General features: G+C 62.9%; 15 protein-coding genes and 1 other RNA gene. 2 read left to right on the forward strand and 14 right to left on the reverse strand.

The features are described 5' to 3' along the window. From CD58_RS23525 to rsmI, 14 genes are all read right to left on the reverse strand, one after another. A complete protein-coding gene (locus CD58_RS23525; protein ID WP_025215395.1) occupies window positions 1-966 on the reverse strand; it encodes a D-alanine--D-alanine ligase in 966 nt (321 codons plus the stop codon). After that, window positions 963-2,423: a UDP-N-acetylmuramate--L-alanine ligase gene (gene murC, locus CD58_RS23530; protein ID WP_025215396.1), complete on the reverse strand. Its 1,461-nt coding sequence runs from the start codon at window positions 2,421-2,423 to the stop codon at window positions 963-965. Before murC ends, CD58_RS23525 begins: the two co-directional genes overlap by 4 nt. After that, on the reverse strand, window positions 2,416-3,486 hold the full coding sequence (gene murG / locus CD58_RS23535; protein ID WP_025215397.1) for an undecaprenyldiphospho-muramoylpentapeptide beta-N-acetylglucosaminyltransferase: 1,071 nt from the start codon (window positions 3,484-3,486) through the stop codon (window positions 2,416-2,418). Before murG ends, murC begins: the two co-directional genes overlap by 8 nt. Next, window positions 3,476-4,693 (reverse strand): putative lipid II flippase FtsW, encoded by a 1,218-nt coding sequence (ftsW, locus tag CD58_RS23540; protein ID WP_025215398.1) that lies wholly within the window; start codon window positions 4,691-4,693, stop codon window positions 3,476-3,478. The genes murG and ftsW overlap by 11 nt, the downstream gene beginning before the upstream one ends. Then, a complete protein-coding gene (murD, locus tag CD58_RS23545; RefSeq protein ID WP_025215399.1) occupies window positions 4,690-6,036 on the reverse strand; it encodes a UDP-N-acetylmuramoyl-L-alanine--D-glutamate ligase in 1,347 nt (448 codons plus the stop codon). The genes ftsW and murD overlap by 4 nt, the downstream gene beginning before the upstream one ends. Window positions 6,037-6,041: 5 nt before the next feature. Beyond that, entirely contained in the window at window positions 6,042-7,124 is a 1,083-nt protein-coding gene (gene mraY / locus CD58_RS23550; RefSeq protein WP_014340067.1) for a phospho-N-acetylmuramoyl-pentapeptide-transferase, read from the reverse strand. Beyond that, complete coding sequence (locus CD58_RS23555) at window positions 7,124-8,491, reverse strand: UDP-N-acetylmuramoyl-tripeptide--D-alanyl-D-alanine ligase (protein WP_025215400.1); 1,368 nt, start codon at window positions 8,489-8,491, stop codon at window positions 7,124-7,126. Before CD58_RS23555 ends, mraY begins: the two co-directional genes overlap by 1 nt. Beyond that, window positions 8,484-9,947 (reverse strand): UDP-N-acetylmuramoyl-L-alanyl-D-glutamate--2,6-diaminopimelate ligase, encoded by a 1,464-nt coding sequence (locus tag CD58_RS23560; RefSeq protein WP_025215401.1) that lies wholly within the window; start codon window positions 9,945-9,947, stop codon window positions 8,484-8,486. Before CD58_RS23560 ends, CD58_RS23555 begins: the two co-directional genes overlap by 8 nt. After that, on the reverse strand, window positions 9,947-11,686 hold the full coding sequence (locus CD58_RS23565; protein ID WP_185045939.1) for a peptidoglycan D,D-transpeptidase FtsI family protein: 1,740 nt from the start codon (window positions 11,684-11,686) through the stop codon (window positions 9,947-9,949). The genes CD58_RS23560 and CD58_RS23565 overlap by 1 nt, the downstream gene beginning before the upstream one ends. Beyond that, window positions 11,686-11,979, reverse strand: coding sequence for a cell division protein FtsL (gene ftsL / locus CD58_RS23570; RefSeq protein WP_025215403.1), 294 nt, complete (start codon window positions 11,977-11,979; stop codon window positions 11,686-11,688). The genes CD58_RS23565 and ftsL overlap by 1 nt, the downstream gene beginning before the upstream one ends. Continuing rightward, window positions 11,976-12,923, reverse strand: a complete 948-nt coding sequence (gene rsmH, locus CD58_RS23575; RefSeq protein WP_025215404.1) for a 16S rRNA (cytosine(1402)-N(4))-methyltransferase RsmH — start codon at window positions 12,921-12,923, stop codon at window positions 11,976-11,978. Before rsmH ends, ftsL begins: the two co-directional genes overlap by 4 nt. Then, on the reverse strand, window positions 12,920-13,375 hold the full coding sequence (gene mraZ / locus CD58_RS23580; protein ID WP_003205355.1) for a division/cell wall cluster transcriptional repressor MraZ: 456 nt from the start codon (window positions 13,373-13,375) through the stop codon (window positions 12,920-12,922). Before mraZ ends, rsmH begins: the two co-directional genes overlap by 4 nt. A gap of 309 nt (window positions 13,376-13,684) precedes the next feature. Continuing rightward, window positions 13,685-14,038, reverse strand: an RNA gene (rnpB, locus tag CD58_RS28825) — RNase P RNA component class A. Window positions 14,039-14,112: 74 nt separating this feature from the next. Beyond that, complete coding sequence (rsmI, locus tag CD58_RS23585; protein ID WP_080712608.1) at window positions 14,113-15,018, reverse strand: 16S rRNA (cytidine(1402)-2'-O)-methyltransferase; 906 nt, start codon at window positions 15,016-15,018, stop codon at window positions 14,113-14,115. Between the two features lie 186 nt (window positions 15,019-15,204). On the opposite strand from rsmI, the gene CD58_RS23590 reads away from it, so the two are divergent. Beyond that, on the forward strand, window positions 15,205-17,016 hold the full coding sequence (locus tag CD58_RS23590; RefSeq protein ID WP_025215406.1) for a penicillin-binding protein activator: 1,812 nt from the start codon (window positions 15,205-15,207) through the stop codon (window positions 17,014-17,016). Further along, window positions 17,016-17,378 (forward strand): YraN family protein, encoded by a 363-nt coding sequence (locus tag CD58_RS23595; RefSeq protein ID WP_025215407.1) that lies wholly within the window; start codon window positions 17,016-17,018, stop codon window positions 17,376-17,378. Before CD58_RS23590 ends, CD58_RS23595 begins: the two co-directional genes overlap by 1 nt. The last annotated feature ends 61 nt before the right edge of the window (window positions 17,379-17,439 follow it).

Consider the following 17,439-nt stretch of genomic DNA (forward strand, 5'->3'; position numbering starts at 1 on the left):
TTAACCTCTTGGCTCTTGAGGGCCGACACTGGCCGCCAGGATCGACAGCACCAGTTGCTGGAAATCCAGACCGGCGGCACGGGCCGCCATCGGTACCAGGCTGTGATCGGTCATGCCGGGAGCGGTGTTGACTTCCAGGAACCAGAACTGCCCATCGGCGTCCTGCATCACGTCCGCCCGTCCCCAACCGGCAATACCCAGCGCCTCACAGGCCTTGGCCGTGAGGTCCATCAGTTCTTTTTCCTTGGTGCTGTCCAGCCCGCAAGGAATGCGGTACTGGGTATCGTTGGCGACGTACTTGGCGTCGTAGTCGTAGAACGTGTGCGGTGTGCCCAGCGCAATCGGGGGCAATACCTGGTCACGCAGGGTGGCGATGGTGAACTCTGGACCGGTGATCCATTGCTCGACCAACACTTGCGAATCGTAGGAACTGGCGTCTTTCCATGCCGCGGTCAACTCTGGCAGCGAATTCACTTTCGCCATGCCGATACTTGAACCTTCATGGGCCGGTTTGACGATCAAAGGGAAGCCCAGTTCCGTGGCCGCCGAAATACAATCGCTCTCGGACGCCAGCACGGCGTGACGGGGCGTCGGAATGCCGAGGCTGTGCCAGACCTGCTTGGTGCGCAGTTTGTCCATCGCCAGGGCAGACGCCAGGATGCCGCTGCCGGTGTAGGGAATGCCCACGCACTCGAGCAAGCCTTGCATGCTGCCGTCTTCACCGCCGCGGCCATGCAGAATGATGAACGCGCGGTCGATCTTCTCGTTCAGCAGGCGCTGCAGGAAATCGTCGCCCACGTCGATACCGAAGGCGTCGACACCGGCACTTTGCAGGGCTTGCAGCACGGCATTGCCGGACTTGAGGGACACCTCGCGCTCGGCGCTCTTGCCGCCGAACAGCACGGCAACGCGGCCGAAGGCTTTCGGGTCAAGGGTCGAGACCAAATTGGCGTAGGCAGCAGTCATTTCAGTTTCCCCTCGCTGGGTGCCACGATTGCCCCGGCGAATAACGGACTTTTCAACAGTTTCGGGGCCAGGCCACCGATGTCACCGGCACCCTGGCACAACAGGATGTCGCCCGCGCGCAACAGCGGCTTGACCAGCGGCGCCAACTCCACGCCGCGCTCGATGTAGATCGGGTCCAACTGGCCACGCTGGCGAATGCTGTGGCACAGCTGACGGCTGTCGGCCCCGGGGATCGGCTCTTCACCGGCCGGATAGACTTCCATCAACAGCAGCACGTTGGCGTCGGCCAGTACCTGGACGAAATCGTCATACAGGTCGCGGGTGCGGCTGTAGCGGTGCGGCTGGTAGACCATCACCAGGCGCCGCTCCGGCCAGCCACCGCGCACGGCCTTGATCACCGCCGCGACTTCGGTCGGGTGGTGGCCGTAGTCGTCCACCAACATCACGTTGCCGCCGTCCACCGGCAGCTCGCCGTAGACCTGGAAGCGTCGGCCCACGCCCTGGAACCCGGACAGGCCCTGGACGATAGCTTCATCGCTGACGCCTTCATCGGTGGCGATGCAAATGGTCGCCAACGCGTTGAGCACGTTGTGGTTGCCGGGCATGTTCACCGACACATCCAGTGGTTCGCGATCCGGACGCAACACGGTGAAGAACGTCTGCATGCCCTGCTGGCGCACGTTGATGGCGCGCACGTCGACGTCTTCGCCGAAACCGTAGGTCACGGTCGGACGCTTGATCAGCGGCAAGATCTCGCGCACCACCGGGTCGTCCAGGCACACCACCGCCAGGCCGTAGAACGGCAGGTTGTGCAGGAACTCGACGAAGGTTTTCTTCAACTTGTTGAAGTCGCCGTCGTAGGTCGCCATGTGGTCGGCGTCGATGTTGGTCACCACCGCCACCAGCGGTTGCAGGTGCAGGAAGCTCGCGTCGCTCTCGTCGGCTTCGGCGATCAGGTAGCGGCTGGTGCCCAGCTGGGCATTGGTGCCCGCGGCATTCAGACGGCCACCGATCACGAAGGTCGGGTCCAGGCCACCGGCGGCGAACACCGAAGCGATCAGGCTGGTGGTGGTGGTCTTGCCGTGGGTACCGGCGACGGCGATGCCGTGGCGATAGCGCATCAGCTCGGCCAGCATCTCGGCCCGAGGCACCACGGGAATACGGCGTTCCAGGGCGGTGGCGACTTCCGGGTTGGACGTGTTCACGGCGCTGGAAACCACCAGCACGTCGGCATTGGCGGCGTTCTCGGCGCGGTGGCCGATGAAAATCTGGGCGCCAAAGGACTCCAGGCGCTCGGTCACCGGGGACGCTTTGAGGTCCGAGCCGGAGACTTCGTAGCCCAGGTTCAATAGCACTTCGGCGATCCCGCACATGCCCACGCCGCCGATACCGACGAAGTGGATACGGCGGATGCGGCGCATTTCCGGTTGCGGCATGGCTTTGCGATTCTCAACCATGGGCCACCTCCAGGCAGGTATCGACCACTTGGGCCGTAGCATCGGGTTTGGCCAGGCGGCGGGCGGCGCGGGCCATGTCTTCAAGTCGTTGCGGCTGCATCAAAACCTCTGTCAGGCGGGCGGCAAGATCCGCGGCGCCAGTCGTTCTTTGCGGCATCAGGAAGGCTGCGCCTTCACGGGCCAAATAATCGGCATTGCGGGTCTGGTGATCGTCGATGGCGTGGGGCAAAGGCACCAGCATCGAGGGCAGACCGGCGGCAGCCAGTTCGCTGATGGTCAACGCGCCTGCGCGGCAGACCACCAGGTCGGCCCAGCCATAGGCTTGGGCCATGTCTTTGATGAAAGGCTGCACTTGCGCCTCGACGCCTGCGGCGCGGTAGCGCTCGGCAGTCACTTCATCGTGGTTTTTGCCAGCCTGGTGAAACACTTCCGGCCGCAGTTCGGGGGCGACCTGGGACAAAGCTTCGGGCAGCAATTTGTTCAACGGCTCTGCCCCCAGGCTTCCGCCCAGGATCAGCAATCGCGCCTTGCGTCCAGCCAGGGCTGGGCGCGGTGTATCGAGGAACAGCTCGATCCGCACCGGATTACCAGTGGTGCGGCGGCTGCCCGACAGGGTAAAGGTGTCGGGAAAGGCTTCACAGACCCGGGCGGCCAACGGCACCAGTAACCGATTGGCGGTACCGGCGACGGCGTTCTGCTCGTGAACGATCACCGGCACGCCCGCCAGTTTTGCCGCAACGCCGCCAGGGCCGGTCACATAACCGCCAAACCCCACCACGCAGACCGGCCGCAACCGACGGATGATCGCCCGGGCCTGCCAGACCGACTTGAGCAGCATCAGCGGCGCCTTGAACAACGACAGCTTGCCCTTGCCCCGCAGGCCACTCGCGTCGATCCGGTGCAGCTCCAGGCCCGCGCCGGGCACCAGTTCATTCTCGATGCCCCGTGGCGTACCCAGCCAGTGCACGGTGTAGCCGCGCGCCTGGAACTCGCGGGCACAAGCCAGCGCCGGGAATACATGCCCGCCGGTACCGCCCGCCATGATCAGCACGTTAGCGCCCATGGGTCGGCTCCTCGGCGAAGTCGCTCTCCTGGAATTCCATCTCTTCGCTGCCCAGATGGGTTCGACTCTCCCATTCGATGCGCAGCAACAAGCCGAGACAGGCACAGCAGATCACCAGGGAGCTGCCGCCATAACTGAGGAACGGCAGCGTCAGGCCTTTGGTCGGCAACAGGCCGACGTTCACGCCGATGTTGATCAGGAACTGGCCGATCCACAGGAACGACAAGCCATAGGCCACATAAGCGGCAAAAAACTGCTTGGCCTTCTCGGCCCACAAACCGATGTACATGCCGCGCACGCAAACGAACACGAACAGGGCAACGGTGCACAACGAGCCCACCACGCCCAGCTCTTCGGCCAGGACCGAGAACACGAAGTCGGTGTGGGCTTCGGGCAGGTAGAACTGCTTCTGCACGCTGTTGCCCAGGCCCACGCCCAGCCATTCGCCGCGACCGAAGGCGATCAGTGCCTGGGTCAATTGGTAGCCGGAACCGAACTGGTCGGCCCACGGGTCGGTGAAGGTAATCAGACGCGCCATCCGATAGGGTTGCGCCTGGACCAGCACGGTCACCGCGCCAACCGCCAGCGCCACCATCAAGGTGAAACGGAACAGCCCGACGCCGCCCAGGAACAGCATCGCCGCCGCCGCGCCCATCATCACCACCGTGGCGCCGAAGTCCGGCTCCATCAGCAGCAGGCCCGCCATCGGCAGCAACACGATGAACGGCTTGAAGAAGCCCATCCAACTCTCGCGCACTTCTTTCTGGCGACGCACCAGGTAACCGGCGAGGTAGATCACCACGAAGACCTTGGCGATTTCCGACGGCTGTACGTTGAAGAAGCTGAAGCCGATCCAGCGCATCGAACCGTTGACCTCGCGGCCAATACCCGGCAACAGCACCATCACCAACAGGCCAAAGGCACCGAGCAGCATCATCCAGCCCAGGCGCTGCCAGGTGGCGATCGGCACCATCATGGTGACGATGCACGCGCCCAGGCCGATCACCAGGTAAATCAGGTGGCGGATCATGTGGTAAAGCGTGTTGCCCGACTGCACGGCCGCCACTTCCGACGACGCGGAGGTGATCATCACCAGGCCCAGGCCCAGCAATGCCAGGCAACCGGCGAGCATCGGGAAATCCAGGTCGATGCCGCGCCCGGTGATCAGCGGCGACGGGTACGGCTTAATGATATTCATCAGGCTCATGCCAAGTCCTCCGCGGCCCGGGCGAACAACTGCCCGCGTTCTTCGTAGTTCTTGAACATGTCAAAACTGGCGCAGGCCGGTGACAGCAGCACCGCGTCGCCCGGTTGCGCCAGGGTGCGGCATTGCTGCACGGCTTCGTCCAGCGAGCCGACGCGAACCAGCGGCACGGCATCGCCGAGTGCCTGGGCGATCAACTCGCGGTCGCGGCCCATCAACACCACGGCACGGCAGTTGGCCGCCACCGGATCGCGCAGGTCCTTGAAGTCGGCGCCCTTGCCGTCGCCGCCGGCGATCAGCACGAGTTTGCCTTCAATGTCCGCGCCCAACCCTTCGATAGCGGCCAGTGCGGCACCGACGTTGGTGGCCTTGGAATCGTTGTACCAAGCCACGCCATCGAGATCGCGCACCCACTGGCAGCGGTGTTCGAGACCGGCAAACGTACGCAGGGCCGAAAGCATGGCGTCGAACGGCAGGCCGACCGCGTGTCCCAGGGCCAGGGCCGCCAAGGCATTGGCCTGGTTGTGGGCACCACGAATCTTCAGTTCGCGCACAGGCATCAGGTTCTGGAATTCGAAGGCCAGGTATTTCTCGCCATTCTCTTCGCGCAAGCCGAAGCCTTTGAAATCCGGAACACCCAGGCCGAAGGACCAGCACGGCAGGCCTTCGCCCAGCAGCGGACGGGTCAGGGCGTCCTGGCGGTTGAACACCACTTGCCGGGCGCCACGGAAGATCCGGTGCTTGGCCAGGTGATAAGCCGGCAGACCGCTGTAGCGGTCCATGTGGTCTTCGCTGACGTTGAGCACGGTCGCCACTTCGGCGCCCAGGTGATCGGTGGTTTCGAGCTGGAAGCTCGACAACTCCATCACGTACAGCTCGACGTCGTCACTGAGCAGGTCCAGCGCCGGGGTACCGAGGTTGCCGCCCACGGCGACGCGCTTGCCGGCCGCAGCGGCCATTTCGCCCACCAGGGTGGTGACGGTGCTTTTCGCATTGGAGCCGCTGATGGCGATGATCGGCGCCTTGGCATTACGCGCGAACAGCTCGATGTCGCCGGACAGTTTTACGCCTCGGGCAGCCGCCGCCTGCAGGGCCGGAGTCGCCAGGGCCAGGCCGGGGCTCACGTAGAGCTCATCGGCGCGACACAGGAATTCAACGTCCAGCTCGCCACAACGCACGTCCACCTGCGGATAGTCACGCCGCAGCGTGGCCAGCTCAGGTGGATTTTCCCGCGTATCGGCCACGGCAAACGACACGCCCCGGTTCGCCAGGAAGCGAACCAGGGACATGCCGCTCTTGCCGAGGCCGACAACGATGCGGAAGTGGTCAGAAGCGATCAGGGACACTCGTTCTACCTCAGCTTCAGGGTGGCAAGGCCGACCAGTACCAGAATCACGGTGATGATCCAGAAACGGACAATCACTCGCGGCTCGGGCCAGCCCTTGAGTTCAAAGTGGTGGTGAATCGGCGCCATGCGGAAAACGCGGCGGCCGGTCAATTTAAAGGAAGCAACCTGAATGACGACTGACAGGGTCTCCATCACGAACACGCCGCCCATGATGAACAGGACGATTTCCTGGCGAACGATGACGGCGATGGTGCCCAGGGCCGCGCCCAGCGCCAACGCGCCGACGTCGCCCATGAAGACTTGCGCCGGGTAGGTGTTGAACCACAGGAAGCCCAGGCCGGCACCGATCAGCGCACCGCAGAACACGATCAGCTCGCCCGCGCCCGGCACATAGGGGATCAGCAGGTATTCAGCGAATTTCACGTTACCCGACAGGTAGCAGAAGATCCCCAGCGCGCCGCCCACCATGACCGTCGGCATGATCGCCAGGCCGTCGAGGCCGTCGGTGAGGTTGACGGCGTTGCTCGAACCGACGATGACCAGGTAGGTCAGCACGATGAAACCTGCGCCCAGAGGAATGCTGTAATCCTTGAGCATCGGCAGGATCAGGGTGGTTTCCACCGGCGAGGCGGCGGTCATATAAAGGAAGATCGCCGCACCGAGGCCGAACACCGACTGCCAGAAATATTTCCAGCGGCTCGGCAGCCCACGGGAATTCTTCTCGATCACCTTGCGGTAGTCGTCGACCCAGCCGATGGCACCGAAGAGCAAAGTCACCAACAGCACGACCCAGACGTAACGGTTCGCCAGGTCGGCCCAGAGCAAGGTGCTGATACCAATGGACGACAGGATCAGCGCACCGCCCATGGTCGGGGTGCCGGACTTGGACAGGTGCGACTGCGGGCCGTCGTTACGCACCGACTGGCCGATTTGCAGGTTCTGCAACGTGCGGATCATCCACGGGCCCAGGAACAGCGACAACGACAGCGCGGTCAGCACACCCAGGATCCCGCGCAGGGTCAGGTACTGGAAGACCGCGAAGCCTTTGTGGAACTGTTGCAGGTACTCCGCTAGCAGCAGCAGCATTAATGTTTCTCCATACGGGTGCCGCACAGCGCCGCGACGATGTTTTCCATCGCTGCGCTGCGTGAGCCCTTGATCAATAAGGTGGTGTTCGGATCTTGCTCGGCGCCCAAGGCCTGGATCAGCTCGGCCTGGGTGGTGAAATGCTGTGCGTGTTCGCCAAACGCGGCGACCGCATGGGCCATCATTGGGCCGACGGCATACAGCGCATCGACTTTGCCGCGGGCATAGGCCCCGACATCGTGATGGCCCTGCTGCGCCCACTCGCCCAGCTCGCCGATATCCCCCAGCACCAGCACGGTACGGCCGGAGAAACCGGCAAGGATATCCACCGCCGCGCACATGGACGTCGGGTTGGCGTTGTAGGTGTCGTCGATCACGCGCATGCCGTTGCTGGCCAGTTGCGCGACGGAGCGCCCCTTGACCGGCTGCACCGCGTTCAGCCCGGCAACGATGCCCGGCAGCGACACGCCCAACGCATGGGCGGCAGCCGCCGCGGCCAGGGCATTGGCGACGTTATGGGTGCCGAGCAGGTTCAACTGGATCCGCTCGGCGCCGTCGGGGCTGTGCAGGTTGAAAGCCGGGCAACCACGGGCATCGCGGTCCAGGTCGCTGGCGTAGAAGTTCGCGGCGAGATTACTCAGGGCAAAGGTCAGCACCTTGCGCTCGCCCGCCCGGGCTTTCCAGATTTCGAACGCCTTGTCGTCGAGATTCAGCACGGCGATGCCATCGGCATCCAGCCCTTCGATGATCTCGCCCTTGGCCTCGACGATTTTTTCCGGGCCGCCGAACTCGCCGACGTGCGCGGTCCCGGCGTTGTTGAGCACCGCCACGTGGGGCTTGGTCATGGCCACGGTGTAGGCAATTTCGCCAAGTCGCGAAGCGCCCAGTTCGATGACCGCAGCGCTGTGTTCCGGCGCCAGTTCCAACAAGGTCAGCGGGACGCCGAGGTCATTGTTCAGGTTGCCACGGGTCGCCAGCACCGGGCCGCGTGTGCGCAGGATGCTTGCAAGCATTTCCTTGACGGTGGTCTTGCCGCTGGAACCGGTGATGGCCGCGACCGGACCGCCAAACGCAGTGCGGTTCAGCGCGCCCAATTGGCCAAGGGCCTGGCGGGTGTCAGCGACCAGCAACTGCGGCAGCGTACTGTTGGTCACTTCTCGCTCGACCAGCGCCGCGACCGCCCCTTTGGCGGCGACTTCGTTCAAGTAATCGTGGCCGTCGAAACGCGGTCCGGCCAGGGCGACGAACAGCTGCCCCGGAGCAATGGCCCGGCTGTCGATGCTGACACCGTCGAAGCTGGCATCCGCGGCGATGAGGCGCGCATTCAGGGCGTTGGTCAGTTCGCTGAGTTTCAGGGCCTTAAGCATGGGCCACCTCCCACGCAGTCAGGGCGTGATCGGCTTCCACCAGGTCGGAGAAAGCATGGCGTTCGCCATTGATTTCCTGATAGTCCTCGTGCCCTTTGCCGGCCAGGACTATCACATCGTCCGCCGAAGCGCCGGCGATCAACTGGGCAATCGCCTGGCCGCGACCGGCCACGAACGTGACGTTGTCCGCCACCGAGAAGCCAGCGCGGATGTCGTCGAAAATCTGCAACGGGTCTTCGGTACGCGGGTTGTCGTCGGTGACCAGCACAGCGTCTGCCAGGCGCTCGACCACTTCGGCCATCAGCGGACGCTTGCCACGATCACGATCGCCACCGCAGCCGAACAGGCACAGCAACTTGCCTTTGGCGTGAGGCCGCAGGGCCATCAGGACTTTTTCCAGGGCATCGGGGGTATGGGCGTAATCGACCACCACCAGCGGCTGCGTACCGCCACCCAAGCGCTGCATGCGACCGGCGGGACCTTCGAGCTTCGGCAGGACCTTGAGGATTTCGTCCAGCGCGTAGTCCAGGCCGAGCAAGGCGCCGATGGCGGCCAATACGTTGCTCAGGTTGAAACGACCCAGCAAGGTGCTGCGCAGGTGGTGCTCGCCCTGGGGCGTGACCAACGTGGCGCGCACGCCTTCGTCGGTGAACTGCGCCTGGCGTATATAAAGGTAAGCGCTGGCATCTTCCAGGCTATAGGTGATCAACCGGGACTCGCCTTTTTCGGCGGCCAATTGCCGGCCGAACGCGTCATCGATGTTGATGACCCGGCATTTCAAGTCGTTCCAGGCAAACAGCTTGGCCTTGGCTTCGCCATAGGCCTGCATGGTGCCGTGGTAATCCAGGTGATCCCGGGACAGGTTGGTCAGCACCGCGACGTCAAAGGCCAGCGCGGTCACGCGTCCCTGGTCCAGGCCGTGGGAAGACACTTCCATGGCAACGGCCTTGGCCCCGGCCTTTTTCAGGTCCGCCAGGGTCGCTTGCACGGCGATCGGGTTCGGCGTGGTGTGCAGGCCACTTTCCAGCGCGCCGTGAAAGCCGTTGCCCAGGGTCCCGACGATGCCGCAATGCTGGCCGAGCAGGTCCAGAGCCTGGGCCACCAGTTGGGTCACGCTGGTCTTGCCGTTGGTGCCGGTCACGCCGACCAGGTTCAAGTGACGGCTTGGGTCGCCATAGAAACGCCCGGCGATATCCGACAACTGCGCCGCCAGCCCCTTGACCGGGATCAGGGGAACGTCGGTGATCGGCAACACGGTCGCGCCCGCCACTTCATACGCCACGGCCGCCGCGCCGCGCTTCAAGGCATCGGCGATGTGGGCACGGCCATCGAACCGGGCGCCTGGCACGGCCAGGAACAGGTCTCCGGCGCGGACATTGCGGCTATCCAGGGCCAGCTCGCGAATCAACAGGTCGTGACCGGCGTGGGCAAAAATCTTGTTCAGGCTCAGGGACATCAGCCACGCCCTCCTTCGGCTTTCAAGGGCACGACCGGTGCGGTGTTCGCTTGCTGGGTCGGCGGCAGGTTGTCCGGGGTAATGTTCATCAGGCGCAGGGTGCCGGACATCACTTTGCTGAACACGGGCGCCGAGACCAGGCCACCGAAGTAGCCGGCCTTGCTCGGTTCGTCGATGACCACGACGATGGCGTAGCGCGGGTCACTCATCGGGCCGAAGCCGGCGAACAGCGAACGGTAGGAATTCTCGGCATAGCCTTTGGTGCCCACGGAGGTTTTACGGGCCGTACCCGATTTGCCTGCAACGTGATAGGCCGGTACTTGGGCGCGATAGACACCACGGGGCGCCTCGATCACCTGTTGCAACATACCCTGCATGGTCTTGGCGACGTTTTCCGGGATCACTTGGGTGGTCTGCGGTGCCTTGTCGGTTTTGATCAGGGTCAGCGGGGCGATGCGCCCGTTGTTCGCCAACGCGGAAAACGCATGGACCAATTGGATCGCCGTCACCGAAACCCCGTAGCCGTAGGACAAGGTGGCCGTTTCAGCCTTGCGCCAGTCGCGGTAGTTCGGCAGGTTGCCGACACGTTCGCCCGGGAAGCCCAGGCCAGTGTCCTGGCCGAGACCGATTTTCTGGGCCAGGCGATAAATCGTCTCGCCGCCGATATCGAAGGCAATCTTGCTCATGCCCACGTTACTGGAATTGATCAGGATACCGGTCAGGTCCAGCACCGGGCCTTCGGTCTTGGACACGTCGCGAATGGTGTACTTGCCGATCTGCAAGGTACCCGGATACACCTCGACGGTGTCGCTCGGCTTCCAGCGTCCGGTTTCGAGGGCGGCGGCCATGGACACGGCTTTCATGGTCGAACCCGGCTCGAACACGTCGATCATCGCGCGGTTGCGCATCATCGCCGGTTGCAGGTTGCGACGGTTGTTCGGGTTGTAGGTCGGCTGGTTGACCATGGCCAGGATCTCGCCGGTCTTCACGTCCATGATCACCAGGCTGCCAGCCTTGGCACCGTTCTCGACGATGGCATTGCGCAGCTCACGGTTGGCCAGGTATTGCAGGCGCAGATCAATGGACAACGCCAAGGGCTTGCCGGCCTTGGCGTTTTTGGTGACTTGGACATCCTTGATCAGCCTGCCGCGCCGATCCTTGATGACTTGTCGCTTGCCGGCAACCCCGGCGAGCCATTCGTCATAGGCCAGCTCGACACCCTCTCGACCCCGGTCATCAATGTCGGTGAACCCGACCATGTGGGCCGTGACTTCACCGGCCGGGTAGAAACGCCGGAACTCTTCGATGCCATAGACGCCCGGGACCTTGAGGTCGAGCACGCTCTGGCCTTGCTCGGGCGTCAACCCGCGCACCAGATAGATGAATTCCTTATTGGCCTGGGCTTCGAGACGCTCGGCCAGGGCCTTGGGATCCTGGCCGAGGGCGGCAGCCAGTGCGGGCCACTTTTCCTTGGCCTGCTGCATTTCCTTGGCGTTCGCCCACAAGGTGGTGACCGGGGTACTCACGGCCAATGGCTCGCCATTGCGGTCAGTGATCAGGCCACGGTGGGCCGGAATTGGAATATGACGCACGCTACGGGCGTCGCCCTGCCCCTTGAGGAAGTCACGGTCGACGACCTGCAGGTCGATGATGCGCCACGAAATCGCCGCTACCATGATCCCGAGCAAACCCATGACCAGGCGGAACCGCCACGGGAACAGCGCCCCCTCGAGTTTCATCATGGCGTCACCATCTGCACTTCGGCAGCGCCGGGGATGCGCATTTTTAGTTGCTCGGTGGCCAATACTTCGATGCGGCTATGGGCGGTCCAGGTGCTCTGCTCCAGGATCAACCGGCCCCACTCGGCCTGCGCCTTGTCGCGCACGCTCAGCTCGTTGTAGAGGGAATTGAGCAACTGCCGGTTCCAGTGCGCGCTATAGGACACGGCAATCGCCGACACGAGCACGCCGATAAACAGCAGCAGCATGAAAAAGCTGCCGCCAGGCAGTGGCTTGGCGAAGAGCTTGCTCACCGCAATTTCTCCGCAACACGCATGACCGCGCTACGGGCGCGCGGGTTGGCCTTGAGTTCAGCCTCGGAGGCGAACTGTGCCTTGCCATGGATCTTGATTTTTGGCACGAAGGCTTCAAAACGCACCGGCAGGTTGCGCGGCAGGTTATCGGCTTCGCCCTTGGTGAGCTTGCGCATGAACAGCTTGACGATACGGTCTTCCAGGGAATGGAAGCTGATCACCACCAGCCGACCGCCGATCTCAAGCGCTTCAAGGGCCGCTTCAAGGCCGGCCTCGAGGTCGCCCAGCTCGTTATTGACGTGGATGCGCAACCCCTGGAAAGCACGGGTCGCCGGGTTCTTGCCCTTCTCCCAGGCGGGGTTGGCGACTTTCAGCACTTCGGCCAGATCGCCGGTGCGCTCGAAAGGCTTGATGTCGCGACGCTCGACCACGGCGCGGGCCATGCGGCCGGAGAAACGCTCTTCGCCGTATTCCTTGAAGACACGGGCGATTTCTTCCACCGGGGCGGTGTTGACGAATTCGGCGGCGCTGATTCCACGGGACGGATCCATGCGCATGTCCAACGGGCCGTCATTGAGAAAACTGAAGCCGCGCTCCGGGTCATCCAGCTGTGGCGAAGACACGCCCAGGTCGAGCAGCACGCCACTGACCTTGCCGGCCAGGCCGCGCCCGGCGACTTCCGAGCCCAGCTCGGCGAAGCTGCGCTGCACAATGACAAAGCGGCCGTCTTCGGCCGCCAGCGCTTGCCCGGTGGCAATCGCTTGAGGATCCTTGTCGAATCCCAGCAACTGGCCGTCCGGACCGAGCTGGCTGAGGATCAGCCGGCTGTGCCCGCCGCGCCCGAATGTACCGTCCAGATAGCAGCCATCAGGACGTACGGCGAGGGCCTCGACGGCCTCGTCCAGCAGTACGGTGATGTGGTTAAAGCCGCTATCAATAGTCACAGGATCAAATCACGCAGTTCATCAGGCATGGCGCCCGGTTGTTGAATAGCAGCGAGGTCGGCGGCAGAAACCGCATTCCAGGCATCTTCGTCCCACAGTTGGAACTTGTTCAGTTGGCCCACCAGCATCGCGCGCTTGTCCAGCTTGGCGTACTCGCGCAGGCGCGGTGGAACCAGGAAACGACCGCTGCCATCGAGTTCGAGGTCGACGGCGTTACCGATCAGCAAGCGTTGCAAACGACGGTTTTCTTCTCGTAGCGAAGGCAGCGCGCGCAGTTTGGTTTCGATGATTTCCCACTCATCAAGAGGGTAAACGCACAAACATGGGTCAACGGCGTCGATCGTGACGATTAACTGCCCGGAACTTCGCGAAACGAGCTCGTCACGATACCGGCTCGGCATGGCGAGACGGCCTTTTGCATCGAGACTGATAGCGTTAGCTCCGCGAAACACGTCAGCGTTTCTCCACTTTTTGGCGTTTTACGTTCAAAAAAACCCACTTCATGCCACTTTCCGCCACTTGCGCACACTATAGGAATGCGCCCACCGCACCGTCAAGGCGCGGATTGAAGGAAAAGCCTTATAGATCGGAGATTTAGGAGCGTTTCAGGAGAGGTAACAAGAATCTGACGTAGGAAATTTCACCTCAACCCGAATGAGCACAGGAGGCTGCGCGCACAAGTTAAAGTGATTTGTTAAGAGTAAGATTTTTTTGGTATTAGGAACTGCGTCTGCCTGTGATTCCGGCAGGGAGGGAAAAAGGTGGAGAGTCGATCTGTAAGCCGGGTTCTGTCTTGAACAGTCATTCGTCTACGATGGCCATCACTGGACATCTTTAGCAACCTACCCGGTCCCAGCGCGGGCCACGCCTTGGGACCCTATTTGGTCTTGCTCCAAGTGGGGTTTACCTAGCCACGAACTGTTGCCAGACGTGCGGTGCGCTCTTACCGCACCTTTTCACCCTTACCGGCGCCGAAGCGCTTAGGCGGTTATTTTCTGTGGCACTTTCCGTAGGCTCACGCCTCCCAGGCATTACCTGGCACTTCGCCCTATGGAGCCCGGACTTTCCTCCCCCCCCTAATTCTCATAGAGGGCAGCGACTGTCCGATCGACTCTCCGCCGCGAAGGTTAACGGTAGAGAGCCCGAAGAACAAGCGCTAAAAGCCTTTGGCCAGCCCCGTGTCCCGGTTTCACTGGTCCTTCTGTTTTTCCAGCGCGACCTGATACAGCACGTTCTTGCGCTCGCCGGTGATCTGCGCCGCGAGGGCGGCGGCGCGCTTGAGGGGCATTTCCTCAAGCAACAGATTCAGGATGCGCATCGCTTCGCTGCTGACGGCCTCTTCACTTTCCGGCGCCGTCCAACCTGCCACCAGTACCACGCATTCGCCGCGCTGCTGATTGCTATCGTTTTCGACAAACGCCCGCAGCTCGGCCAATGGCAAGCCCTTGAGGGTTTCGAAGGTTTTGGTCAGCTCACGGGCCAGCAGCGCCGGACGCTCGGCACCGAACACCAGCTCCATGTCTTGCAGGCATTCGAGAATGCGATGCGGCGCCTCATAAAAGATCAAGGTGCGCGGCTCTTCCTTTATAGCCTCCAGGCGCGCCCGTCGCCCCACCGCCTTGGCCGGCAGAAAGCCTTCGAAGATGAAACGGTCCGACGGCAAGCCTGCCGCCGACAGCGCCGCGATCAATGCACAGGCCCCTGGCACCGGCACTACACTGATCCCGGCCGCCCGGGCTTGGCGCACCAGATGATAGCCAGGGTCGGAAATCAGCGGCGTACCCGCATCGGAAATCAGCGCAACGTTATCGCCTGCCAGTAGCCGGGTAATGAAACGACTGCCTTCGTCACGCTCATTGTGTTCATGACAGGCCGCCAACGGGGTGGAGATGCCAAAATGCTGCAGCAGGCGCTGGGAATGGCGTGTGTCTTCGGCTGCGATGAGGGCAACTTCTTGCAAGATTTTCAGCGCGCGGGCACTGATATCGTCCAGGTTGCCGATGGGCGTCGCCACCACATAAAGCGAGCCGGCAGCGGAATTCAAAGCACCTGGAGCAGTCAAAGCGCACACCTCATGATCGGTAAAAACCGCCATTGTAGCGTGTGCCGGCCGTCTCGGCTGTTCGCATCAGCCATTGTGGCGAGGCAACACCCTGTCTTTTGTGGCACGCCGCACTCTTTGAAATACCTAAATTGATCGATTCACGCCACTAACATCGCGCCCCGGCCAGTGCTTGGGTACAATTCGACGCTTATTTGATCTCGTATCAGGAACACTTACATGATCGCTTGCCTGCGGCTGCTCTCCGCCCTCTGCCTCGCTGCCCTCCTGGCGGCCTGCGCCAGCTCGCCCTCGTCCAGCCTTGGCGAGCTTCCACGGACCCCGGATGCCAGTATCGAGCAGTTGCTCGAACAGGCCGCCCAAAGTAAAACACCGGAAAAAGCCGCCCTGTTGCGCCTGAGCGCAGCCGACCTGGCCTACCGCCAGGGCAACGCTGGCCAATCCGCGCAGATCCTGCAACAAGTGCCCATGGAGCAACTCAAGCCTGGCCAGCAGATTTTCGCCAGCACCCTGGCGGCCGAACTGGCCATGACGCGCAACCAGCCCAAGGCCGCGTTGACCGCCCTGGGCCACCCGAGCCTGCAACACCTGAGCGAGCTGCCGGTGGAACAGCAGGTCCGCACCGGCACTGTTCGCGCCCGCGCCCTGGAGGCCGATGGCCAGACCCTGGCGGCTGCCAAGGAGCGCATCTTCATCGCGCCCCTGCTTGAGAACGAAGCCGCAGCGAAAAACCACGAAGCGATCTGGTCCCTGATCGCCTCGCTGCCTACCGATCAACTGCAACCGACCACCACCGACGACCTCGGCGGCTGGCTGAGCCTGGCCCAGGCCGTAAAAACCGCCGGCACCCTGGAGCAGCAACAAGCGGCTATCGACAGCTGGCGCGAACAGAACCCGAAGCACCCGGCCGCCCTCCAGCTGCCGACACCGCTGGTCAAGCTCAAGGAGCTGGCGAGCCAGCCATTGAGCAAGATCGCCGTGCTGCTGCCCCAGACCGGCCCGCTGGCCACCGTCGCCAAAGCCTTGCGTGAAGGTTTCATGGCCGCGCACTACCAGGCCCAACAAGCCGGGCAGAAGCCACCCAGCATCCAGTTCTACGACAGCGCCAGCCTGACCTCCATGGACGAGTTCTACCGCAAGGCCCAGGCTGACGGTGTGCAACTGGTCGTCGGCCCGCTGGAAAAACCCCTGGTCAAACAGCTCAGCACTCGCCCGCAACTGCCGATCACCACCCTGGCACTCAACTACAGCGAAGGCGAACAAGGCCCGGCCCAACTGTTCCAGTTCGGCCTGGCTGCCGAGGACGAAGCACGCGAAGTCTCCCGCCGCGCCCGCGCCGATGGCCTGCATCGCGCAGCCGTCATGGTGCCGAAAAGTGAATGGGGTGATCGCGTATTGAAAGCCTTCAGCCAGGACTGGCAAGCCAACGGCGGCAGCATCGTCGCTGTGGAGCGGGTCGACCAGCCGGTGCAACTGGCCCAGCAGATCGCCGACATGTTCCAGCTGCGCCAGAGCGAAGGTCGCGCCAAGAGCCTGCAAAACACTGTGGGCAGCACGGTCGCGGCCCAGCCGTCCCGTCGCCAGGACATTGAGTTCATTTTCCTGGCCTCGACTCCGCAGCAAGCCCAGCAGATCAAGCCGACCCTGAACTTCCAGTACGCCGGCGACGTACCGGTCTACGCGACTTCGCTGGTGTTCAGCGCCAGCGGCGACCAGAACCAGTACAACGACATGAATGGCGTTCGCTTCTGCGAAACCCCGTGGCTGCTCGATGCCAATGATCCGCTGCGCAAGCAGGTCACCGCGCAGTGGCCCCAGGCAGGTGGCAGCATGGGCCGACTGTATGCAATGGGCGCAGACGCCTACCGCCTGGCGCCGCGCCTGGGTCAGCTCAAGACGTTGCCGGACAGCCGCATCGAAGGCCTGACAGGCAGCCTGGCAGTGTCGCCATCTCAACGCGTGCAGCGTCAGTTGCCTTGGGCCGAGTTCGTCAATGGCCAGGTCCAGCGCCTGCCGGACACCCAGCGCTGATGCCTGACCAGTCACGCCAGCAAAGCGGACGGGATGCCGAGGGCCAGGCCCTCGCGCATCTCCAGCAACACGGTCTACGACTGCTGGCGCAGAACTGGTTATGTAAACGCGGCGAGCTTGATCTGGTCATGCTTGATGGCGATACAGTAGTATTCGTCGAAGTCCGCTACAGAAAAAATACCCAATGGGGCGGTGCGCTCGACAGCATCGACGGGCGCAAGCGCCAGAAGCTGATTCTCGCCGCGCAGTATTTTCTGCAAAAGGAGTCTCGCTGGGCCGATCACCCCTGCCGTTTCGACGTGGTTGCCATCGACAGCAACGCCGACCAGTTGAACTGGCTGCAAAACGCCTTCGATAGCTGAAGCCCTATGCCGAGCCGGACACTTTCACTTAACTTTTTTGCTCTTTGCTTTGCGGGCCGCA

The sequence above is a fragment of the Pseudomonas brassicacearum genome (assembly GCF_000585995.1).
Lineage (GTDB): Bacteria > Pseudomonadota > Gammaproteobacteria > Pseudomonadales > Pseudomonadaceae > Aquipseudomonas > Aquipseudomonas brassicacearum_A.